Origin of the sequence: Candidatus Competibacter denitrificans Run_A_D11, from assembly GCF_001051235.1 — a bacterium.
Taxonomy (GTDB): Bacteria; Pseudomonadota; Gammaproteobacteria; order Competibacterales; family Competibacteraceae; genus Competibacter_A; species Competibacter_A denitrificans.
Map to the genome: position 1 here is coordinate 24,758 of NZ_CBTJ020000025.1, position 22,051 is coordinate 46,808.

The 22,051-nt window shown below is 57.2% G+C and carries 17 protein-coding genes and 1 tRNA gene; 13 read left to right on the forward strand and 5 right to left on the reverse strand.

The window, feature by feature from the left end; translation table 11 throughout:
• Positions 1–26 precede the first annotated feature (26 nt).
• Genes hflX through BN873_RS04515 form a run of 6 tightly spaced genes read left to right on the forward strand, consistent with a single transcriptional unit; the run spans position 27 to position 6,445 of the window.
• The gene (gene hflX, locus BN873_RS04490) at positions 27–1,328 is read left to right on the forward strand and encodes a ribosome rescue GTPase HflX (protein ID WP_048671164.1); all 1,302 of its coding nucleotides are present in this window, start codon (positions 27–29) and stop codon (positions 1,326–1,328) included.
• A gap of 49 nt (positions 1,329–1,377) precedes the next feature.
• The gene (hflK, locus tag BN873_RS04495) at positions 1,378–2,742 is read left to right on the forward strand and encodes an FtsH protease activity modulator HflK (RefSeq protein WP_071244002.1); all 1,365 of its coding nucleotides are present in this window, start codon (positions 1,378–1,380) and stop codon (positions 2,740–2,742) included.
• Positions 2,742–3,620 carry a protease modulator HflC gene (gene hflC / locus BN873_RS04500; RefSeq protein ID WP_048671067.1) on the forward strand — a complete coding sequence of 293 codons (879 nt, stop codon included), beginning with the start codon at positions 2,742–2,744 and terminating at the stop codon, positions 3,618–3,620. The genes hflK and hflC overlap by 1 nt, the downstream gene beginning before the upstream one ends.
• A gap of 57 nt (positions 3,621–3,677) precedes the next feature.
• Complete coding sequence (locus tag BN873_RS04505; RefSeq protein WP_048671068.1) at positions 3,678–3,863, forward strand: DUF2065 domain-containing protein; 186 nt, start codon at positions 3,678–3,680, stop codon at positions 3,861–3,863.
• Between the two features lie 51 nt (positions 3,864–3,914).
• Positions 3,915–5,129 carry an ATP phosphoribosyltransferase regulatory subunit gene (locus BN873_RS04510; protein ID WP_048671069.1) on the forward strand — a complete coding sequence of 405 codons (1,215 nt, stop codon included), beginning with the start codon at positions 3,915–3,917 and terminating at the stop codon, positions 5,127–5,129.
• 20 nt (positions 5,130–5,149) lie between these two features.
• Entirely contained in the window at positions 5,150–6,445 is a 1,296-nt protein-coding gene (locus tag BN873_RS04515; RefSeq protein ID WP_048671071.1) for an adenylosuccinate synthase, read from the forward strand.
• 50 nt (positions 6,446–6,495) lie between these two features.
• On the opposite strand, the gene BN873_RS04520 is transcribed toward BN873_RS04515, so the two are convergent.
• Positions 6,496–6,582, reverse strand: a tRNA-Leu gene (locus tag BN873_RS04520).
• A gap of 102 nt (positions 6,583–6,684) precedes the next feature.
• Here BN873_RS04520 and rnr point away from each other — a divergent pair.
• Together rnr and rlmB are read left to right on the forward strand one after the other, a co-directional pair.
• Positions 6,685–8,928: a ribonuclease R gene (rnr, locus tag BN873_RS04525; protein ID WP_048671073.1), complete on the forward strand. Its 2,244-nt coding sequence runs from the start codon at positions 6,685–6,687 to the stop codon at positions 8,926–8,928.
• Positions 8,929–8,933: 5 nt separating this feature from the next.
• Positions 8,934–9,686: a 23S rRNA (guanosine(2251)-2'-O)-methyltransferase RlmB gene (rlmB, locus tag BN873_RS04530; protein WP_048671075.1), complete on the forward strand. Its 753-nt coding sequence runs from the start codon at positions 8,934–8,936 to the stop codon at positions 9,684–9,686.
• Here rlmB and BN873_RS04535 read toward each other — a convergent pair.
• Genes BN873_RS04535 through BN873_RS04545 form a run of 3 tightly spaced genes read right to left on the reverse strand, consistent with a single transcriptional unit; the run spans position 9,676 to position 13,949 of the window.
• Positions 9,676–10,842, reverse strand: coding sequence for a lipocalin-like domain-containing protein (locus tag BN873_RS04535; protein ID WP_048671077.1), 1,167 nt, complete (start codon positions 10,840–10,842; stop codon positions 9,676–9,678). The genes rlmB and BN873_RS04535 overlap by 11 nt on opposite strands.
• Complete coding sequence (locus tag BN873_RS04540) at positions 10,843–13,347, reverse strand: FtsX-like permease family protein (RefSeq protein WP_048671079.1); 2,505 nt, start codon at positions 13,345–13,347, stop codon at positions 10,843–10,845.
• Entirely contained in the window at positions 13,344–13,949 is a 606-nt protein-coding gene (locus BN873_RS04545) for an ABC transporter ATP-binding protein (protein ID WP_320411699.1), read from the reverse strand. The genes BN873_RS04540 and BN873_RS04545 overlap by 4 nt, the downstream gene beginning before the upstream one ends.
• Positions 13,950–14,263: 314 nt before the next feature.
• On the opposite strand from BN873_RS04545, the gene BN873_RS04550 reads away from it, so the two are divergent.
• The 5 genes from BN873_RS04550 (at position 14,264) to BN873_RS04570 (ending at position 20,425) form a co-directional block, all read left to right on the forward strand.
• A complete protein-coding gene (locus BN873_RS04550; RefSeq protein WP_048671082.1) occupies positions 14,264–14,953 on the forward strand; it encodes an XrtA/PEP-CTERM system exopolysaccharide export protein in 690 nt (229 codons plus the stop codon).
• Positions 14,954–14,987: 34 nt separating this feature from the next.
• The gene (locus BN873_RS04555) at positions 14,988–16,574 is read left to right on the forward strand and encodes an XrtA system polysaccharide chain length determinant (RefSeq protein WP_048671086.1); all 1,587 of its coding nucleotides are present in this window, start codon (positions 14,988–14,990) and stop codon (positions 16,572–16,574) included.
• A gap of 13 nt (positions 16,575–16,587) precedes the next feature.
• Entirely contained in the window at positions 16,588–17,535 is a 948-nt protein-coding gene (locus tag BN873_RS04560; RefSeq protein WP_053085237.1) for an XrtA-associated tyrosine autokinase, read from the forward strand.
• Between the two features lie 114 nt (positions 17,536–17,649).
• Positions 17,650–19,269, forward strand: a complete 1,620-nt coding sequence (locus BN873_RS04565) for a TIGR03016 family PEP-CTERM system-associated outer membrane protein (RefSeq protein ID WP_048671088.1) — start codon at positions 17,650–17,652, stop codon at positions 19,267–19,269.
• A gap of 7 nt (positions 19,270–19,276) precedes the next feature.
• Positions 19,277–20,425 carry an XrtA/PEP-CTERM system-associated ATPase gene (locus BN873_RS04570; protein WP_053085238.1) on the forward strand — a complete coding sequence of 383 codons (1,149 nt, stop codon included), beginning with the start codon at positions 19,277–19,279 and terminating at the stop codon, positions 20,423–20,425.
• A gap of 48 nt (positions 20,426–20,473) precedes the next feature.
• Here BN873_RS04570 and BN873_RS04575 read toward each other — a convergent pair whose 3' ends face one another.
• On the reverse strand, positions 20,474–21,988 hold the full coding sequence (locus tag BN873_RS04575; RefSeq protein ID WP_048671090.1) for a type VI secretion system contractile sheath domain-containing protein: 1,515 nt from the start codon (positions 21,986–21,988) through the stop codon (positions 20,474–20,476).
• Positions 21,989–22,051: the final 63 nt, after the last annotated feature.

Consider the following 22,051-nt stretch of genomic DNA (forward strand, 5'->3'; position numbering starts at 1 on the left):
GCTTGACCCAGTTTGCGGAGGACGGTTTGTTCGAGCGTCCGCGCGGCGGTGAGCGCGCCGTTTTGGTGCATGTGCAGCTCGAAGCCTTCGCAGGCGAGCAAGATTTTAGCGAATTTCGGGAACTGGCGATGTCGGCGGGTGCCGAGTGTATGGCCCTGATCACCGGGCGACGCCAAGCTCCCGATCCCCGTTTGTTCGTCGGCAGCGGTAAAGCCGAGGAAATTCGCGAAGCGGTTCGTCAAAACGCGGCCGATCTGGCCATCTTCGATCACACCTTGACCCCCGGACAGGAGCGCAATCTCGAAGCTTTCCTGCAATGTCGGGTTGTGGATCGGACTCGTTTGATCCTGGATATCTTCGCGCAGCGAGCGCGTAGCTTCGAAGGTAAGCTACAGGTGGAGTTGGCACAGTTGCGCCATTTGTCCACACGGTTGGTGCGGGGCTGGACTCACCTCGAGCGGCAGCGCGGCGGTATTGGTCTGCGCGGCCCAGGCGAAACCCAGTTGGAAACCGACCGGCGTTTGTTGGCGGATCGTATCCGCCAAATCCGTTTACGACTGGAACATGTTGACCGCCAGCGCGAACAGGGGCGACGGGCGCGACGCAAAGCCGATTTGGCCACCGTCTCAGTGGTGGGTTATACCAATGCTGGCAAATCGACCTTATTCAACGCCTTGACCCAAGCGGGCGTCTACGCGGCCGACCAGTTGTTCGCCACGCTGGACCCGACTCTACGACGGCTGGATTTGCCAGGGATGGAGCCGGCGATTCTCGCCGATACGGTCGGCTTTATCAGTGATCTCCCGCACGAGCTGGTGGCCGCATTTCGGGCCACCTTGCGCGAGACGTGTGAGGCTAATCTTTTGCTGCATGTCATTGATGCCAGCCATCACGACCGCGAGGCCGTTATCGCGCAAGTCGAAGGCGTGTTGACGGAAATCGGTGCGGACGCGGTGCCGTGCCTGCAAGTGTTCAATAAAATTGACCTGACCGGCGAGCCGCCCCGGTTGGAGCGAGATGCACAAGGCCAAGTACGGGCAGTTTGGCTATCGGCCATCCGTGGCGCGGGAATGGATTTACTGGCGGTGGCCATCGCCGAGCGATTGCGCGGCGAAGGTGTGTACGGTTGGTTATGCTTGCCGGTCACGGCGGCCCGCTTGCGCGCTCGCCTGTTCGGGTTGGGTGCCGTGCTCGGTGAGCATACCGATGCGGACGGCCAGTGGTTGATTGAAGTGCGCATGTCGCGCGGTAATGTGGAACTTCTGCGCCGCCGTTACGGGTTGCGGCCAGAATGGGTGCGTTCGGGATTCGATGTCCCGGCGGTGTGAATCTAGGATGAACAATCCGAAAGACCGAAACACGATTTTGGGGTATGACATGGCCTGGAATGAACCGGGAGGCGGTAACCGCGATCCTTGGAGTGGGGGTGGTCGGGATCAGGGGCCGCCTGATCTGGAGGAGGTGATCCGCAAGCTGTCCGACAAATTTAGCGCGCTGCTGGGTGGTCGGCGTGGTGGCGGCGGCGGTAGCAGTGGTAGCGGCGGCGGTTCCTCCTCTTCAGGGTTTGCCGGTATCGGCCTGGTGGTTGGTGCTATGGCCGTGATAGGTTGGCTGATCGCCAGCATTTACATCGTTGATGAAGGGACGCGCGGGGTAGTCTTGCGCTTTGGTCGCTACCTGGAGACCACGATGCCGGGACCGCATCTGCGGATTTTTCCTATCGACCGGGTGGAGATCGTGAATGTTGAACAGCGGCGTTTCCGGGAGGTCGGCTATCGATCCGGGGGCGGGGGTGGGGGCAATCGGCAGCCGGCGCTCCGTTCAGTGCCGAAAGAAGCCCTCATGCTGACGCAGGATGAGAATATCGTCGATGTGCGTTTGGCGGTGCAGTACCAAATCAATGATCCGCGATCCTACCTGTTTAACGTGTTTGACCCCGAATCAGTCTTGGTGCAGGTGGTGGAGAGTGCAACCCGTGAGACGATTGGCAAAAGCACCATGGATTTCGTCTTGACCGAGGGTCGTAGTGACATCGTGGCCAATATCAAGTCATTGAGTCAGCGCATTCTTGACAACTATCCGCCCGGCCCCCTCCAGCTGGCCGGTACGCTGGAGACGAAAAAAAAGCCTGATCCAGCCGTCGATGATGGAAAAGACAAAAAGCCACCGATTTCAGCCAACAGCGGTAAGGGTATCGGATTGCAGATCATTACTGTGGTGCTCCAGGACGCCCAACCACCGGAAGAGGTCCAGGATGCTTTCGCCGATGCCATCAAAGCCCGTGAGGACGAGCAACGGCTGAAAAATGAAGCGGAAGCTTACGCCAATGAGATTATCCCAAGAGCGCGCGGTCAAGCGGCGCGGCGTTTACAGGAAGCGGCAGCTTACAAAGAACAGGTTATCGCCCAGGCCCAGGGTGAAGCGAGCCGTTTCGCTCAATTGTTGGGAGCCTATACCAAAGCACCTGAAGTGACGCGAGAACGGCTGTATTTGGAGACGGTTGAGGCGGTATTGGCGCGCACCAGCAAGGTGTTGGTCGATACGCGCGGCACCAACAATTTGTTGTATCTGCCGCTGGATCGGCTATTTAGGCCGGTGGAGCCGGTATCGGGGGCGAGTGTCGGTACCACCGCGACTCCAGCGGCCGAGGCGTTGCCGCCGACGGGTCAGTCACCATCCTCTGATGGCAGCGCGGCGGCCACCCGCTTGCGTGATTTGAATCGTAGTCGGGAGGTACGCTGATGGCTTCCTCGCTCTTGTCGCTATCGCGTAATGCCTTGCTGGGCACGCTGATCGGCGTCGTCGCAGTGCTTGCGATGTCTCTGTTTACGGTGGATGAAACCCAGACCGCCATCCGGTTCCAACTGGGTGAGATCGTTCAAGACAACTATCCGCCAGGTTTGCATTGGAAATGGCCGCTCATCAACAACGTCCGCAAATTTGATCGGCGATTGCAGACACTGGATACCGAACCAGAACGGTTTTTAACGGCGGAAAAGAAAAACGTCATTGTGGATTCGTTCGCCATGTGGCGGATCGAAGATGTGCGGTTGTTTTACACGACCGTCGGTGGCGATGCCGCCCAAGCCAATGTGCGCCTGGATCAAATCGTTAAAGACAGCCTGCGCAGCGAATTTAGCAAGCGGACGATCCAGGAAGTAGTTTCGGGTGATCGGGATCAGATCATGGAGACGCTCAGCCGGTTGCTGCGGGAGCAAGCGACCCAACTGGGGATTGCCGCAGTCGATGTGCGGATCAAGCGAATCGATCTGCCGGCGGATGTCAGCAGCTCGGTATTCAGCCGCATGAAAGCCGAGCGGTTGCGGGTCGCCAAGGACTTCCGCTCTCGGGGTGGCGAGGCGGCTGAACGCATCCGCGCCGATGCCGACCGGCAAAGCACGGTGGTGTTGGCAGAAGCGTACCGTGATGCCGAGCGTCAGCGCGGTGAGGGCGATGCGCAAGCGGCCGACACGTATGCCCAAACGTATGGTAAGGACCAGGATTTTTATAGTTTCTATCGCAGTTTGACGGCCTATCGGCAGAGTTTCGCCAATAAAGATGACATCCTGGTGTTGCAGCCGGATTCCCAGTTCTTGCGCTATTTCAACAAAGCGCAATGATCTTAGCGATGCGCTGTACTGTGGGCTGCCATCGGCCAGCAGGGGTCGGCCTTTGCCATGTGGGATGACTTGCTGGCGGCCTTCGGTTTGATGTTGGTACTTGAAGGAATTTTGCCCTTTTTGAACCCGCGCGCCTCGCGCCAGAGCCTCTTGCGAATAACCCAGTTGGAGGATCGTCTACTGCGGTTGATTGGCTTAGGCAGCATGATACTGGGGTTGATGGTGCTGTATTTTTTTCGCTGAAGTCGATGCGTCGCCTTTATTCACCCTTACCGAATCTATCATCGGCCCGCCATGAGCGTTGAAGATCGTTGGCTGTTGCCTGAGGGCATTGAAGAAATTCTGCCGCCTGCCGCCAGTCGTTTGGAGGGGCTACGCCGCCGATTGATTGATCTGTACACGAGCTGGGGTTACGAGCTGGTCATGCCGCCACTGATCGAATTTCTCGAATCGCTGCTGACCGGGACCGGTAATGATCTGGAATTGCAGACCTTCAAGCTCACCGACCAACTGAGTGGCCGCATGATGGGTGTGCGTGCCGATATGACCCCGCAAGTGACGCGGATTGATGCTCATTTGCTCAAACGGGATGGGCCTGCGCGCCTGTGCTACATGGGCACGGTGCTGCGCACGCGCGCCGATGGCTTCGGCGGTTCGCGTAGCCCTTATCAGGCCGGTGTCGAGCTGTATGGCCATCGTGGCTACGAAAGTGATCTGGAAGTCCTCACCCTGATGCTGGAAACCTTGGCGGTCGCTAACATCGCCGATGTGCATCTGGATTTGGGGCATGTGGCGATTTTTCGAGAACTGGTTCGACAAGCGGGCCTGGATCACGACCAAGAAAAAATCTTGTTTGAAGCGCTGCAACGTAAAGCACTGCCAGAGATTCGCCGACAGCTAATGGCGTGGCGTCTTGCGCCGTCGGCCGAGCGGCTGCTATCGCATTTGGCGGAGTTGAACGGGGATATGGCGGTGCTGACTGAGGCTGAAGCGCTATTAGCCGGAACCGGGGCGGCAATTGATGCGGCCTTGGTCACGCTGCGGCGCCTGGTCACCGCGCTACAGCGCTACCGACCAGAGCTGCCGATCCATATCGATTTAGCAGAATTGCGGGGCTATCACTACCATACCGGCGTCCTGTTTTCCGCCTATGTGCCGGGTCGAGGGCACGCGGTGGCGCAGGGTGGCCGTTACGACGAAATCGGCCAGGTCTTCGGCCGAGCGCGCCCGGCAACCGGATTTAGCACCGATTTGGCGACACTGTTACGGTTGAGCGAGCCGCCGGGTCGGATTCATCGCGGAATCTATGCACCGGATACGGACGATCCGGCCTTGGAGCGGCAGGTGGTGAGCTTACGGATGCAGGGGGAGCGGGTCGTGCGGGCTTTGTCCGGTGGTGCCGAAACGCCGCCCGGTTTGGGGTGTGATCGGATATTGGTGCGCCGGGGAGAGGAGTGGGTGGTTGCTCCGGTGCCAGAAGAGCCTGTTGGACAGGGCCGGATTCATTGAGCCACTTTCAGGAAGCAAACATGGGCAAAAACGTAGTTGTCGTCGGCGCGCAATGGGGTGACGAGGGCAAAGGTAAGGTGGTGGATCTGCTCACCGAACATGCGGCAGCGGTCGTCCGTTTTCAGGGCGGGCATAACGCGGGCCATACCTTGGTGATCGGTGGCCAAAAAACCGTTTTGCACCTGATTCCTTCCGGCATTCTCCGGGATGGCGTCGATTGCTTGATCGGCAACGGGGTGGTGCTCTCGCCAGAAGCTTTGCTGGCCGAGATCGACGCGCTCGAAAAACGCGGTGTGGCGGTGATGGAGCGATTGCGGCTGAGCGAAGCCTGTCCGCTGATTTTGCCTTATCACGTTGCGCTGGATCAGGCCCGTGAGAAAAAACGCGGCGCTCAAGCCATCGGTACCACCGGACGCGGTATCGGCCCGGCCTATGAAGATAAAGCGGCCCGGCGGGCAATCCGGCTGGGTGATTTGCTGAATCGGGATCGTTTCGCTGCCAAGCTCACCGAGGTGATGGGGTATCACAACTTCGTCCTCCAACATTATTTTCAGGTCGATGCGGTCGATTTCCAGAAGACCTACGATGAAACGCTGACGATGGCGGAACGGTTGCGTCCACTGGTCGCCGATATCACCGCGTTGTTGGGCGAGCATCGGCGGCGTGGCCACAACGTGCTGTTCGAGGGCGCGCAAGGGGCGATGCTCGACATTGATCACGGCACCTATCCCTATGTCACCTCCTCGAATACGACAGCAGGCGGTGCGGCGACTGGAACCGGGTTAGGGCCAGGCTATCTCGATTACGTGTTGGGCATCACCAAGGCCTATACCACGCGGGTGGGAGGCGGACCCTTCCCGACTGAATTGTTCGATAAAACCGGCGATTATTTGGCCGAACGCGGCCATGAGTTTGGTTCGACCACCGGCCGGCGGCGGCGTTGCGGCTGGTTCGACGCAGCGGTGTTGCGGCGTTCGGTGTTGAACAACAGTGTGTCAGGATTGTGCGTGACCAAGCTGGACGTACTGGACGGCTTGGAAAGCATCCAGGTCTGTGTGGGCTATCGCTACGGCCAGGAGCGACTCGATTGTGCCCCGTTGGGCGCTGAAGCCTTGGCTGCTTGTGAGCCAATTTACGAAGAGCTGCCCGGTTGGCAGCAGCCCACTGCTGGCGTGCGCCGTTATGAAGATTTGCCAGCCAATACCTTGGCTTATTTGCGGCGGCTTGAAGAGTTGACTGAGCGGCCTATCGCCCTGGTTTCCACCAGCCCGGATCGGGCTGATACCATCGTATTGCGAGATCCCTTTGGTGCCTGAAATCCGCCAAAACAAAAGGCCCGGCGTTAACCGGGCCTTTCGATAAAATCTGGTGCCGAAGAGAGGACTTGAACCTCCACTGGGTTACCCCAACTAAGACCTGAACCTAGCGCGTCTACCAATTCCGCCACTTCGGCTTAAAGTCGCCGGTTCAGCGGCGACGGGAGCGCACTATACGGATTGCCTCTCACGCTGTCAATTTTTCCCTTCCCTCTCTTAACCCGCTACCGATACCTTTAATGACTGCAAAAAAACGTGATGCCTGGCGCCGCATGGACCCCTTTCTCAACCGAGAGCAAGAGAAATACGGTCGTCCTTCGCCCAGCCGAGAATTTATCCTGCACTATTTGGAAGAGCGGGGAATGCCCCTAACGTTGGGCGAATTGTGCGCTGAGTGGGGGATCAGTGACAGTTGGGAAGTCGAGGCGCTCTCCCGTCGGTTGCGGGCCATGGAGCGAGACGGCCAATTGATCCGTAACCGTCGCGAAGGCTATGGATCGGTTGCCAAGATGAATCTGGTGCCGGGGCGAGTGATCGGTCATCCAGAAGGGCATGGTTTTTTGATCCCTGACGCCGGCGGCGACAATCTGTTCCTCTCACCCCGCCAGATGCGCAAACTGCTGCACGGCGACCGGGCAGTGGCGCGAGTGATCGGGGTCGATTACCGGGGTCGGCGTGAAGGTGCCGTCGTAGAAGTGCTAGAGCGCAACACCGAAATAGTGGTTGGGCGCTTTTGCGAGGAGCGCGGGGCGTTCTTCATCGTTCCCGACAACAAACGGATCAATCAGGACATCATGGTACCGGCGGATGGACGTGGTGAGGCCCGCGCCGGCCAAATCGTCATCGCCGAGTTGATCGAACAGCCCAGCTCGCAAAGTCGCCCGCTCGGCCGGATCAAGGAAGTGCTGGGCGAACACATGGCGCCGGGCATGGAAGTACGCATCGCCATCGCCAGCCACGGTATCCCGATAGACTGGCCAGATGCGGTGTTGGCGGAGGTGAGCCATTACGGCGATACAGTGCCGGACGATGCCAGGCAAGGCCGTTGGGATCTGCGTGAGATCCCATTGGTGACCATCGATGGCATCACCGCCCGCGATTTCGACGATGCCGTGTACTGCGAACAGCGTGGGGCCAACTGGCGTTTGCTGGTGGCCATCGCCGATGTGTCGTGGTATGTGCAGCCCGGTACGGCATTGGATCAAGAGGCCCGCAAGCGCGGCAATTCGGTGTATTTCCCGGATCGCGCCATCCCGATGTTGCCGGAGGTGCTTTCCAACGGTCTGTGCTCACTCAATCCCGCTGTGGATCGCTTGTGCATGGTCTGCGAGATGGCTTTTAACGCCGAAGGTCGCATGATTCGCTCACGCTTCGCCGAAGCGGTGATGCGCTCACAGGCCCGGTTGACCTACGATACCGCTGCGGCCATCGTTGCCGACCGTGATCCGCATGTCCGCAAGGAATACGCCGCCCTAGTGCCGCATTTGGACCGCCTACAGACGCTGTATCAGGTGCTAAAGGCAGCACGCGAACAGCGCGGCGCGATGGATTTCGACACCCAGGAGACGGTGATTGAGTATGGCGCGGATCGCAAAATTGAGCGAATCTTGCCGACTGAGCGCAATGACGCCCATCGTCTCATTGAAGAGTGCATGATTGCCGCGAATGTGGCGGCGGCGCGTTTTTTACAGCGCAACAAGATACCAGGTCTTTACCGGATTCATGAGGGACCTACCGAGGAGCGCTTGAAAAAACTGCGGGCTTTTCTCGGTGAGTTGGGTTTGGGGCTGAGCGGGGGTGAGAAGCCGACACCACGCGATTACACTCGAGTTTTGGAAGGTGTTAAGGGCCGAGCAGACGCCCATCTGATTCAGACCGTCATGCTGCGCTCGCTGGCTCAGGCGACTTATAGTCCTGCGAACGCCGGTCATTTCGGGTTGGCGCTGGAAGCGTATGCGCATTTCACTTCGCCGATCCGCCGCTATCCCGATTTGCAGGTGCATCGTGCCATTCGTCATATCCTCAATGGCGGTAAGGCGGCTGATTTTCCCTACACTCAAGCGGATTTGCTTGGCTTGGGCGAGCATTGCTCAATGACCGAGCGGCGGGCCGATGAAGCAACGCGCGATGCGGTGGAATGGCTCAAGTGCGAGTTTATGCTGGATAAGATCGGTCAGGTTTACGATGGCGTTATCACCGGCGTAACCGGGTTTGGCTTGTTCGTCGAACTGAGCGGGGTCTACGTTGAAGGGCTAATCCATGTGACCGCCTTGCGCAATGACTACTACCAATTCGATCCGGTCGGCCAGCGCTTGCGCGGCGACCGCTCCGGGCAAATTTACCGTCTGGGTGATAGTTTACGGGTGCGGGTGGTGCGGGTGGATTTGGATGAGCGCAAGATCGATTTTGAATTGATTGAGAGCGGGCGCCGCGATGAAAAACCGCGATCTCCGCGGAGTCGCGGCCCACGCAAAAAGGGTTGAATACAGTGCTGGAGGAATCGATCCACGGCATCCATGCAGTGGCGGCGGCGTTGAAGTACGAGCCAGAACAGTTAAGCGGGGTGTGGGTAGAGCGGCAACGACGGGATGGGCGCTTGCAGACGTTGCTGGAGCAGGCGATGGGCCTTGGTATAGCGGTCCATTACACCGAACGATCCGAGTTGGATCGACTGAGCGGTGGGGCGCGACATCAGGGCATTGTGGCCCGCTTGGCCGGGCGCCGGCCTGCGCTGACTGAGGACGATTTAGCGGATTTGCTGGCGGGAGTGGCCGGATCGGCTTTGTTACTGGTGTTGGACGGGGTGCAGGACCCACACAATCTGGGCGCATGTTTGCGTAGCGCGGCAGCGGCGGGCGCCCATGCTGTGCTTGTTCCCGCTGATCGGGCGGTGGGTTTGAACGCGACGGTCCGCAAGGTTGCGTGCGGTGCGGCGGACATCGTGCCATTCGTGCAAGTGGTCAATTTGGCACGGGTACTGCGCGATTTACGCGAGCGGGGCATTTGGGTGATTGGTGCAGCGGGAGAAGCGGAAACCAGTCTTTACACGGTCGATTTCACGGTGCCGACCGCCATTGTGTTGGGCGCCGAAGAAAAAGGGCTGCGCCGTCTGACCCGCGAACTGTGTGATCACCTGGTCCAGATTCCGATGGCGGCCGGTGGCATCAAGAGTTTGAATGTATCGGTGGCGGCAGGAATATTTCTGTTCGAGGCGCGGCGGCAGCGGGCGTTTAGCGCCTGACCGGCTTTTCGTAGCGCGTCATTTCCAAATACCCTTGACCGCCAATTTTTTGATCTCCGAAACGCCCAGTCACTGCAACAGCACCCTCCCAGTACCGCACCGTTAGCCGCATTTCCTGATCCACGACCTTTGGGGTAATGGTCAAATCCAAGCTTTCGGCCGGCAAACGCAAGCGCCACTGGGCCGGATAACGGTCGCCAGTCCTTGGGCTGACCCACTCGCCCAACGGCTGCAAGTCCATTTCGTTCCAGCTTAGCGCCCGCGTTTGGCCATCGGCCGTGATTAGCGTTCCCTTGCTGAACGGGTCCGCGCTGCCATCTTTGTGGCGCATCCGATAGAGCATGAGGTCTCGCCCATCATCCAGTTGCAGGGCGAACCAGTCCCAGCCACTTTGCTCCGGCCCCAGGGCACTGGTACTCCATTCACGGTCCAGCCAACTGGTGCCGGTGACTTGGAAGGTCTTTTCGGCGACCTGAACCGTGCCTTGGGCGGATAGACGGGTATAAGAGTAGTAATAAGAGGCATTGCCCGGTTCGGCGCTTTTTTGGCTTAAACCTCGGTCACCTTGCAGTACGATAGGTTTGGTGGTGTTGAGTATTAGATCAAGCGCTATAGAGTCTTGCTGGGCGCGAACTCGCAGTGGAAAGGCGCCGGTTTCAGTTCCAGTCAAGGCCCAGTCATCTAGCCAGACTCGAAACGGTGTGGCTTGCACTCCCGCCAGACCCACCGCGCCGCGACTGAATCGCTCGAAGGCATGATGCTGTGCGCCTGCGACATCGGTGAGTGCGAAATGGCCCATGTAGACCTGATTCGTCCGCCAAACTGAATCGCTGACCGGTGGCTGTGGTGCGAGAGCGATGCGAAACAGGGTTAGTTGATAACCGAATTGCCGTCCAGTGGGATCGGCTAGATTGCCGGTGACATACCACCATTCGTTACGGAAGGTGGGGTGTGAGCCATGATCGGCTGGAAACGCGAAGGGGCGCGGCGCATAAGCGCGCTCGTAGCCGGTTATCTCGGTGTTACCACCCAGGGCCGATCCAACCGTCATCCCGGCGGTTAAGTGGGCTGGGCTGGGTCGAAACAACTGGTTGGCGACACTAATCAGCAAAGCCACCCCGAGCAAGCCGACCAACCATCCATAAAGTCGGCGCATTTATTCGGCTCGCAGCGCGTCGGCCGGTCGGGTGCGAGCCATGCGCCAGATGGGATAAAGCCCTGCCAGCAGGGCCGCGATGATCGCCAGTGCGAGTGTTTCCAGGAGCAGCCAGGGATCGACATGGTAGGGTAGAGTCCAACCGAAGGCCCGCCGGTTGATCACGAAAATCAGCACAGCCGCGAGCAGCAATCCGACTGGAAAAGCCAGCAAGCCTGCCACGGCGCCCATAAAGCCCGTCTGCAACGATACCAAGAAGCCGATCTCGCGCGGAGTCATGCCGGTGGCGCGCAACACGGCGAATTCTCTTGCACGCTCCAGTTGCAAAGCCGATAGCGCGCTCAGCACCCCGACCACCGCTACCAGAATCGCCAGTAGGCGCAAGACATTGGTAATCGTGAAGGTGCGGTCGAAGATTTCCAGCGTCCTAGCCTGAATATCCCGATTCGGCCGAATCATCAGCGGCTGAAGGGTGCCTAGCCGCTCCTGCAAGCGTTCGCGCAACGTCGCCAGGTTTTCTCCCACGACCGCAAATACGGCTGCCGAGCCGATATCAGCATCGTGCCAGTACCGTTCATAACTGGAGCGCTGGATCAAAATACGGCCGTGTTCGGAGCCATAGTCCAGGTAGATCCCCGCAATGGCGAATTCATGCAAGCCATCAGCCGTCATCAAGGGTAGAGAATTGCCCACATTAAGCCGCTGGCGGTAGGCGAGGGGTTCGCTGATTAACACCGACTCGCCAGTTTGGAAGGCGTGCCAAGCTGTGGCTGGATCGCCAGCGATCAGGCGATAACCGGCTTGCGCCGCCGGGGCAAGTTCTGCGGCGATCAGTTGGATTGGGCGACCGCCGAGTTCAGCGCTGGCGCGTCGGTAGGTGGAAACCGTCGCCACACCCGGCGTAGTCCGCAAAGCAGCCAGCGTTACCGCTTGTAATACCTCAGCGTTGTTGCCGCCCTCGGTGCCCGTTGGCGCGAGGTATAAATCCGCACTAAGCAAGTCTTTGATCCAGATCGCCACGCCACCGCGAAAGCTATCCACCATCACGCCAACCCCGACCGTGGTGGCGAATGCCACCATCAATGCGGCCACGGCGATACCGGTGCGGCTGAGATGACGGGCAACGTCCCGGTTGGCCATCCGGGTTAATAGATTCAATCGGTCCACGAGCGATTGATTGATGCGGACAACATAAACCACAGTAGGTGGGGTCAGCAGGGCACAACCGAAAATCAGCAAAAACAAGCCGATGAAACCGGACACCAGTGAATCTGAAAGAGTCAAGATCAAGCTACCACCGCCCAGGCTCGTGAATCCGGCCAGCGCCAACCGAGGCACCGCAGCCTGCCAGCGGGTTTCCAAGTACGAACGGCTTAATGCTGCGCCAGGCGGTGCATTCGCTGCTTCCCGCGCCGGTAACCAAGCCGCTGCCAAGGTTGCTGAGATGCCCAGCGCTGCGCCCTTGAGCAATGACCACGGATCGATTAAGAACTCACGGACGCTCACGGTGTAATACAAATCATTGATGGTGCGGGTGACGAGGTTTACCAGTCCCGAACCCAGCCACAATCCCAATAAACCACCCAGAAAGACACCGGCTAAACCGAGCAGTAACGCCTCACCCAGCACACCCACGAACAATTCACCGCGCGTGGCGCCCAGCGCTCGTAGCATCCCCAGCAGGCTGCGCCGCTGTACCACCGAGAACGAGGTCGCGTTGTAAATCAAGAAGGTGCCGACCACCAGCGCCAACAGGCTCATTGCTGTTAGGTTCAGCGAAAAAGCGGCGCTTAGATCAGCGGTTGCCTGATTGCGTCCTTGGGCGTTTTCAAGCCGAAAACCGCCCGGCAGCCAGGCGCGCAACTCGTCGGCAATCCGTGCACCGGCACGGCCATCCGGCAGGATCAGATCGATATGACTGAGCCGACCTGGCAATCCTAGCAAGACTTGTGCGGTGCTGATATCGGTGATGAGCAGACCTTCCATCTCCGGGCCGTCTAGGGTGCCAGCGCGTTTTAGCGTGAAGGATTGATTGCCCCGTTGTAAGGTGATTTGCTCGCCCAGGGTGGACGGCATCAATGCGGTATCAGGTTCCTGGATCAGGGCGCTTAAATTCATGCTACCGTCGCTGGTGTTGGCTGCGGCGGCACGAAATGGCCCTTCGGCGAAAGGGTCGATACCCAGAATTTGCAGTAGTTGACCAGGTTGGCCTTTTTGTGGCAGATAGCCGGTCACCACTGGTGCTGCAAGCCGAAATCCACGTTCAACCCGCAAAGCGCGGTAAAGGGTTTCGGGAATGCCACTCGAACCACCGACGATCTGATGGGTCGCGTGGCCGGTGATGCGGCCCATGGTGAGATCGAAGCTCCGGCGGGCGCTGGCGTTGGCGAGATCGACGGCCAAGACGACCGCAACGCCAAGCGCGATACCGAGGATGGATAAACCCAATTGCCAGGGGTGGTGCAGGGGATGGCGGAGCAGCGCTCGCCACAACAAGGGCGTCACAACGTAATATCCTGAATCTGGCCGGATTCCAGATAAAGTACCCGGTCGGCCCGCGCCGCGACATCACGGCTGTGCGTGACCATGATGATGGTCGTGGCTGCCTGGCGGTGCAGGTCCAACAACAGTTCCAAAATGCGCTCACCGGTTGTGGTATCCAGATTTCCTGTCGGTTCATCGGCCAACAAGAGCAGTGGGCGGTGAATCATGGCGCGGGCAATGGCCAGTCGCTGTTGCTCGCCGCCTGATAGCCGTTCGGGAAAGCTGTCGCGCCGGTCCCTAAGATTGATATAGGCCAATAGTTCTGCCGCCCTACAATACTCCACCTCGGCGGTCAGCCCATTAAGCTCGAGCGGCAGCAGCAGATTTTCCTGAACGGTTAAAGTTGGGATAAGATTGAAAAACTGAAACACAAAACCGATATGGCGGCGCCGGAAGTGCGTGCGCTCGCTCTCGGTCAAAGCCGCCAGCGACCGGTCTTCGATCCAGATGGTCCCGGCGTCGGGCAAGTCGATACCACCGAGCAAATTAAGGAGCGTGGATTTGCCAGAGCCGGATTGTCCGAGCAAAGCGACAAATTCACCCCGGCCAATATCCAAATTCATGCCGTTGAAGATGGTCCGCTTTTTATCTCCTTCAGTATAATCTTTGCTAAGATTACGAATTGAGACAAAAGTGGGTGCCGGAGTTGGGGTTTCCATCTAAACTCATCAATTAAAAGCTTTAAATTTAAATTAGCTGCTGAGTGGGTTGTCTTTGAGCGACAGTAAGTTCAACCTATTTCTTGAGTTTTGCTACTGTTAGAGGTCGCGCAACTTCACGTTATGCGGCTGAATGGTTTCATGATTTAGAGTGGGCTGAATAGCGTTTCTGGGATATTTTAAGATCAGATATTTTCAAAGGCTTTGGGAGTCCTCGTATGGAAAAGCGTAGGCTGTGGGTTGGAGGGGCGGCCATCGCTCTCTCGCTGGGAATTACTCTTTTACTCGGTGCTTGTGCCAGGCAGCAGCAGGCTGGGTTACCGCCATCGACCAATTATAGTTCCCATACCTCGTCGCCGGATACTTACAATTACCAGATAGGGCCTGGCGATCAGGTTCAGATTTTTGTCTGGAGAAATCCTGAGGTTTCCCAGAGTGTTGTTGTTCGCCCGGATGGGAAGATCACCACCCCGCTGGTGGAGGATCTGCAAGCGAGTGGGAAAACCCCCAACCAGTTGGCCCGCGATATGGAAAAAGCGCTGGAGACATATATCCGCCAGCCAATTGTCACCGTCATCGTTGCCGGTGGTATCGGGCCTTACAGTGAGCAAATCCGTGTGATTGGCCAAGTGGGCGGTGGGTCACAGCAAGGCGGCGGCGGGCGAGTCGCTGGTGCTCAAGCTCGGGCAATCGCATACCGCTACAAAATGACCCTGCTGGATGTGATGGTCGCTGTCGGTGGTTTAAGTGAATTTGCCGCTGGGAATAACACCAAGCTGGTTAGAGTGGTCGAAGGCAAGCAGCAGGAATACCAGGTGCGATTGGAAGATCTGCTCAATGGCGATATTACCGCCAACGTGGATATCTTTCCCGGGGATATTCTGATCATTCCCGAAGCCTGGTTTTAAGCCAGTTGATCGGCGGATAAGGAAGTAATCCACGATGAATGAATTGATCGAACAGATCCTGAGCTATCTGCGGGGGATTTGGCGCAATCGTTGGTATGCTATTGCGTGTACATGGTTAGTTTGCCTGATTGGGTGGGGGGTGGTCTTGCTTTTGCCCGACCAATATCAGGCTTCTGCCCGGGTTTATGTGGATACCCAGACCGTTCTTCGTCCTGTGTTGCAGGGCTTAACCGTCGATCTTAACCCTAATGCCCAGGTTGAATTGATCACCCGCACGTTATTGAGTCGGCCCAATTTAGAAAAGATTGCCCAATCGACAGGCTTGGACAGGCAGGCGAAAGACGCCGAGGCTTTGGATGGCTTATTGACCCGATTGAGTAAGGACATCGGTTTTGCCAAGAGTGGCGCGGATCTCTATGCCATTACGTATACAGACCCTCAGCCGGAATTGGCTAAGAAAATGGTGCAAACCATTGTCGATGTATTCGAGAAAAACCTGGTCGGCAATACCCAGCAAGGTACCGATACCGCTCTGCGGTTTTTGGGTGAACAGATTCGCGAGTACGAAGCCCGTTTGGTTGAAGCGGAAGAGCGCCTCAAAGCCTTCAAAATCAAAAATGCTGGCCGCATGCCTTCGGAAGGGCAGAATTATTACGGCCGTATGCAGCAAGCCTCTAATGATTTAGAAGCCATCCGCTTGGATCTGGCGCAGGCGGAGAATCGCCGTGCGGCCCTGCAACAACAATTGGGCGCCGCCTTACAGCAGCAGGCCAAAAGCGATAGCGCAGCGGGTGGTGAAACCCCCGAAGCAGCGGTGGTGCTGCCGGTCGATACGCGCATCCAGGCGCTTGAGCGGCAACTTGATCAGTTGCTGATCCAGTATACCGACAAACATCCAGACGTTAATATCTTGCGCAAGACCATCTCTGATCTTAAGAAACAGCAGGCGCAAGAGCGCGCCCAATACACGGCGAGCCTTCCACAAAGTAGAACCGTCATTAGCCGGACGCCGAAAACCTATTCGTTTATTGATGAGCTGAGAGTCAAACTAGCTGAAGAAGAGGCTAATATCGCCTCGTTGCAAGTACGCTCGGCCGAATATGCCAAGCGGTATAACGAGCTGCGCGGCCAAGCCAGCGTTCTTCCCCAAGTGGAAGCTGAACTGACCTCTTTAAATCGCGATTACGAGATTAATCGGAAAAAATATGACGAATTGATCTCACGGCGTGAATCGCTGCGGTTGTCTGAGCAAGCGGAGCAATCCAAGCAGGATGTGCGTTACCGGGTTGTCGAACCGCCTCGGGTACCGCCGATACCCAGTGGACCCAAACGCTTGTTGTTGATGAGTTTGGTTCTGGGTGTAGGGTTGGGGGCTGGGGTGGGGCTGGCCTTGTTGGTTTCTCAGCTTTGGCCGACCTTTGACAACCGGCGCAGCCTGATGCAGATCACTAATATCCCAGTACTCGGCAGCGTCGGCGTGGTGTTGTCCCCTCTAGCGTTGCGTCGGGAGCACAGGATGGTGGCTGTATACGCCTTATCGGTCGGCGCTTTATTTTTAGCTTATGGCGGTTTAATGGCTTGGCAACTCTTTGGAACTCGTTATAACTTTCTTGCTGGCTAATGAGGCTACGCTGATGGATAGCATCGAAAAAGCCATGTTCGGCCGCTCAGTTAGCGCGGTTACGCGCCCACCTGCTGTGATTCCTCCCGTTCCACAAAGCCGAGAGGATGTGATTGAACGGGCTGTGAACTTGCCGAGCAGTGCTCCGATTACCAGCCCCAACCTGCCGGAGGCCCACAGGCGTACTCGGCGCTCTGTGACCTTGGACATGGAGAGAATTCGGGCGTCCGGTTTGCTGGTGCCGGATAGTCAGCGCAGTCGGATCAAGGAGGAGTATCGCCAAATCAAGCGGCCTTTGCTGATGAATGTTGATGGCAAAGGAGCGGCTAAAGTCGATCATCCCAATTTGATCGGGGTGACCAGCGCTCGGGCTGGTGAGGGTAAGACATTTACCGCTTGCAATTTGGCCTTGAGCATCGCCTCCGAGCGCAATCGCACGGTCTTGTTAGTAGATGCTGATATTCTCAGACCCGCCGTGGCAAAGATGCTCGGTTTCGAAGGGGATCAGGGATTGGTGGATTTCTTGGCCGACGATCAAATGGAATTGGCGGACGTGTTGGTGAGTACCAATATGTCTTCCTTGACGGTGTTGCCAGCCGGCAGCAAACACCATTTATCGGCGGAGTTGTTAGCCGGCGATAACATGCGTCGATTAACGGCCGAGATGAGCCAGCGCTACCCTGACCGGATTGTTATTTTTGATGCACCACCGTTACTAGCAACCACTGAAGCGCGTATTTTAGCCAGCCTTATGGGCCAGGTGGTGATGGTGGTTGAAGCCGAGCGAACGCTGAGAGCGCACGTTAAAGAAGCGTTGAGTCTGCTGAACCCGAATCAGATGAGTGGGTTTGTTCTCAATAAGTCACGCGATTTGATTACATCGGGCTATTACGGGAAGGATTATGATGGCCACGATGGGCAGGAGTTTGGCACCTTGCCTCCAGCGGGTTCAATCGGGTGATCACGGAATTCAACCATGCAACGGACTAGTAATCACCCTTATGGGCAAAAGCCGGCCTGCAAGCTGATAGTGCGGGGAGCTGTTTTATCAGTCGTATTCGGCGTGAGTTTTTGCATGCCGGGGCAGGCGCAACAGAGCCGCGATGGTGGTGGGTCAAATGCCTGGCAGATTACCCCTCGAATCAGTGTGGGTGCCATCTATTCGGATAATATCAAGTTGGCACCGGCAAATGCCGCAGAGGACGACTTGGTGCTTGACGTCGAGCCGGGCATTTCGATCCGCAAACGAGGGGGTCGGCTTGACCTCCGTTTGGATTACACGGCTCAGGGTCTACTGTATGCCAATCATAGCGACGCCAATACCGTCAATCATCAATTGCAGGGTTTTGGTAGCGCCGAAATTTTTCAGAAACATTTCTTTTTGGATGCCTATAGCGCTATCTCCCAGGTCTCGGCGACCTCGTCAGGTAGAACCGGTTCACCCGCCAGCTTGGCCTTTTTGAGTAATTTGGATTTAGGCTTGCCCGGTGTGCCCGGGTTGTTTCAGTCTTTTGGGACTTCCGACGAGATCGCCCTGACCGATAACCAAACCACAGGCTATCGTTATGGGATAAGTCCTTATTGGCGCCAGGATATCGGCGGTTGGGTCGAAGGGCTGCTGCGCTATCGTTACGATGGTGTGCGTTATGGTGATCAGAATAAGGTAACGACTACACAAGGCGAGCAGCAAACTGTTAATGCCGATAGTCAGGTCAATACGCTGACGCTTGATCTGAACAGCGGTCGGCGGTTTAACATACTCAACTGGAATATAGGTTATTTTTACCAGCGCCAACAGTTGGATAACGTAACGGACAGCAACGTCACGGCTAATGGCGAGGATCGCCGGGAGCGCTTGGATGCAAGAATCACCTATCGCTTAAGCCAGTATTGGGCTTTGTTGGCTAACGCGGGCTATGAGGATAGCCAAGTTACAGGTTTTGAAAATGCGCGGGATGGTAGCTACTGGGGCTTGGGTGCGATTTGGACGCCCAACCGTTTCCTGGAGGTAGGTGGTTTATACGGGCCTGACGTGAACCTGATCGCCCTGCGTTGGAATCCGTCCACCCGCACCTCCCTGGACGTTAGGCGGCGCGACCGGAACGTCGGCGTCGAATCCGGGGTTCATTGGCAAGGAACTTTCAAGCATCAGGCCCGTGCGAGCACCTGGTCAGTCACTTACCTTGATGAAGTGACTAACGAGCAGCAACTGCTCGGTAGCAGCCTCCTTGCGGTCGGTGCGGATGGCCAACCACTGGCTTTGGAGGAACAGGGCCAGAGCATCTCTGCCGAAGGGCCGTTCGGTCTGACCAATCGGAATTTTCGGCGCAAGCGCCTGGATGCCGGTGTGGTCTATCGGCGAGGGCCTACGGGTATCTCAGTGAATGCATTCAGCGAAGAGCGCCAGACGCAAGATGCTAAATCGATTGAAAGTACCTATGGTGCTGGCGCGCTTTGGACGTGGCGGTTTGCGCCACAGGTGGCCTCGTTTATCGGTGGTGGCTGGGAACACGATGATTTAGGAGAGGAAGCCCAACGGAACGATTATTGGGTATCGATTGTGGGCCTTGCTCAAGCTTTTACTCCCAACTTTGGCGGGTTGATTAGTTATCGCTACTATCAAAACGACGCGGGTTCGGCTGAGCAGGAGTTTCGCGAGAATCGACTCAATGTCCGCTTTAACATGAAGTTTTGAACTTGCCATGTATACCGATTATTACCGCTTCAATGCCAAGCCTTTTCAGTTGAGTCCCGATCCGCGATTTTTCTTCGGAAGTCGTGCTCACGCACGGGCGCTTGCCTATTTGCGCTATGGTTTGAGCCAGGGTGAAGGGTTCATCGTGGTGACCGGCGGCATTGGAACCGGCAAGACCACCTTGGTCAAAAGCCTGTTTCAGGAGTTGGACCCAAGTCAGGTCGTAGCCGCCCAGCTAGTAACGACTCAGTTGGAAGCCGATGAACTGTTGCGAAGTGTCGTAGCCTCATTCGGATTGCCTTACGAGGGTATGGGAAAGGCAGCATTGCTTAAGCATTTCGAGGATTTCTTGCGCGGTCATGCTCGGCAGGGGCGACGGGTTTTATTGGTGGTGGACGAAGCCCAGAATTTGCCGCCTAAATCGCTTGAAGAATTGCGAATGCTGTCAAATTTCCAGATTGGCGAGACGCCGTTATTGCAGAGTTTTCTATTAGGCCAGGAAGAGTTTCGCCATACGTTGCAAGAGCCGAGCATGGAACAACTGCGCCAGCGTGTAATCGCTTCCAGCCACTTGACTCCGTTAACCGAGGAAGAAACGCGGGATTACATCGAACACCGGCTGCGGGTTGTCGGTTGGGATGGGCGACAGCCGATGTTTACCGAAGGCGTCTATCCGGCCATCCATCGCTTTACCCAGGGCATTCCGCGTCTGATCAACGTTTTTTCTGACCGCCTAATGCTGTATGGTTTTTTGGAAGAGTTGCGAGAGTTCTCGCCGGCCGCTGTCGAAGCGGTCGGCCAAGAGTTGGAGCAAGGCCGCGAAGTTGGCGTACAGGGGGCGGGCCGTAATAACCGTTCGCTGTTGCGGGTCAGCCATGCCATGGAGCAACGCCTGATCGAGTTGGAAGAAGCGATGGAGACGGTGTTGCAGCACCCCGAATGGCAAGATGCCCAGTTAGAACGTATGGAGCGACGCTTGGCCCAAGTGGAGCCGGCAGTCCGCGTGCTGCGACGTGAATTGGCGGATATGAGGCGGCGCATCGACCAGCAAGATCGTATGGATGACCCCTTCCTTGATGATAAATTTGGCGACGCCCCGTTTGCCGATGACAAGAGATCGGCGCAAGCCAGTGTTGAAGAGCACCCACTCTTGTGATGTTTGCAAAGTCCTAACCGGTTGGACTGGATTTTAGCGGTCCACGCATCAAGTCTGCCAGCGACCCGCCAGCCCGGTTGCTGGGTTGGCTAATGAGCGGAATCCGGCCAGTCGAGCACTGTTATGCTGGCGACTCCCTAAGATCGGCATGACGCCGTGCGCTAAAATACTGAGCGCTGCCCGTTCGCCGAGCAGTGCTTCAACAGCGGGTTGTAATGCCCGTTCCCCGGCCTGCTGATAACTATGGGCAGAAAGATCATCAAGGGCGAGCGGGGCATTCAAGCCGTTCTCGAAGCCGTTTTCCATGAAGCCATCAGCAATCAGCCGCGCACAGCTAAAGGCCGGATTGCCCCAAAGATAAGCATCTGCATCGCGTCCACTCGGCATTTCTTCGAAGGGAAATTGTTCAATAGGATCGGTTTTTTGGCCATAGGGCAGTCGCAGCAGAATGCGCGGTGTCGCCAAACCCAGCCAGGGGGCTATCGAACTGGTGCGTAGAGCTTGCCAGTCTCGTTGGTGTTCGGCCAGGGGTGGCGTCCACAGGGCTGGATCAGTCAGGGATGCAGTGGCTGGGCAACCCAATAAACTCGGTGCCGCCGCCGCCAAAAAGGGTCCGCCGGCCTCAGCGGCCAAGATGCCCAGGCTAGCTAGTAGCGCTATGTCCTCAGTCGTGGCGCCAAAGTGATAGTCTCCAACCCATAAAGACCAGGGGTGCCCGTCTGCCGCACGTACTCCCTGGTCAATGAGGATGCTGTAGAGTCGGGTCGCTCGCGGATCATCGCCTGCTGCGCGCAAGTCGGCTAACAACTCGTTCCGGGTCATATCGAACAGTTCAATTTGCACCGCATCACTATCGACATGGGCCACCAGATCGTAGGTGCTGCGCCAGGTGGCTTCCAGGGCTTGAAAGTCCGGGTGGTGCAGGATTGCTCGTAACCGTTCTCCAAGCAATGCGTCGGTCGCGGCCAGCCATGCCGCTTGTTGGTGATCGGGCTGCACAATATGGGGTTGGACGATGGCCTTGACTAACCCATCAATCGCGCCGACTCCCGAACCGGTTCCAGTCTGAGCGTGACTAGGCGTTTTCCCCAATAACCGTTCTAACAAGGCGTTGTGGTCTTCTGTGGGGGGTTGTGAGGGGTTTGGCGATTCCACAGTGAGCGATGGGTGCGGCTGGGTGACTTGGGCAAGATCGGCTAAATTTGGCGGGTTGGCGCGAGAACGGCACAGGCTTTGCAAGCTTTCTAATTGGCGGCACAGGGCATCAGGGTGAAAATCGTCGAGTTCGCTAAAACGGAGCGTGATGGCCTCGGTACTTGTTTCCCCATGGAGTGGCAGAGAGAGCCTGGGAGCTAGTCGGGACATAACGGCAGCGAAACGATCCATATCCACCGGCAACGGCGGGCGACCCGCCCGGTCAAGCCCAGATGCCGGTGTTTCTCCGGCAGCCCGACCGCTGAAATCGGCCATGATCAAGATGCGGAATGGTGCCTCTGGATCGGGTTGAGTGGGTGTCGAAATCGCTGTCGGCAAGGTCAACCGAAACTCGATACGATCTGGCATGGGATTGGCTCTCCTGGCTGAGCGGGGATACTAACAGGTTAGTGCGGTACTGGTGTTTTTGCC

What these genes read in the sequence shown, in the direction of transcription:
- BN873_RS04560 (WP_053085237.1), top strand. Translation starts at nt 16,588, where the DNA reads ATGGATAGCATCGAAAAAGCCATGTTCGGCCGCTCAGTTAGCGCGGTT.
- hflK (WP_071244002.1), top strand. Translation starts at nt 1,378, where the DNA reads ATGGCCTGGAATGAACCGGGAGGCGGTAACCGCGATCCTTGGAGTGGG.
- hflC (WP_048671067.1), top strand. Translation starts at nt 2,742, where the DNA reads ATGGCTTCCTCGCTCTTGTCGCTATCGCGTAATGCCTTGCTGGGCACG.
- BN873_RS04575 (WP_048671090.1), bottom strand. Translation starts at nt 21,988, where the DNA reads ATGCCAGATCGTATCGAGTTTCGGTTGACCTTGCCGACAGCGATTTCG.
- BN873_RS04535 (WP_048671077.1), bottom strand. Translation starts at nt 10,842, where the DNA reads ATGCGCCGACTTTATGGATGGTTGGTCGGCTTGCTCGGGGTGGCTTTG.
- BN873_RS04505 (WP_048671068.1), top strand. Translation starts at nt 3,678, where the DNA reads ATGTGGGATGACTTGCTGGCGGCCTTCGGTTTGATGTTGGTACTTGAA.
- BN873_RS04550 (WP_048671082.1), top strand. Translation starts at nt 14,264, where the DNA reads ATGGAAAAGCGTAGGCTGTGGGTTGGAGGGGCGGCCATCGCTCTCTCG.
- BN873_RS04565 (WP_048671088.1), top strand. Translation starts at nt 17,650, where the DNA reads ATGCCGGGGCAGGCGCAACAGAGCCGCGATGGTGGTGGGTCAAATGCC.
- BN873_RS04570 (WP_053085238.1), top strand. Translation starts at nt 19,277, where the DNA reads ATGTATACCGATTATTACCGCTTCAATGCCAAGCCTTTTCAGTTGAGT.
- rnr (WP_048671073.1), top strand. Translation starts at nt 6,685, where the DNA reads ATGACTGCAAAAAAACGTGATGCCTGGCGCCGCATGGACCCCTTTCTC.
- BN873_RS04510 (WP_048671069.1), top strand. Translation starts at nt 3,915, where the DNA reads ATGAGCGTTGAAGATCGTTGGCTGTTGCCTGAGGGCATTGAAGAAATT.
- BN873_RS04545 (WP_320411699.1), bottom strand. Translation starts at nt 13,949, where the DNA reads ATGAATTTGGATATTGGCCGGGGTGAATTTGTCGCTTTGCTCGGACAA.
- BN873_RS04515 (WP_048671071.1), top strand. Translation starts at nt 5,150, where the DNA reads ATGGGCAAAAACGTAGTTGTCGTCGGCGCGCAATGGGGTGACGAGGGC.
- BN873_RS04555 (WP_048671086.1), top strand. Translation starts at nt 14,988, where the DNA reads ATGAATGAATTGATCGAACAGATCCTGAGCTATCTGCGGGGGATTTGG.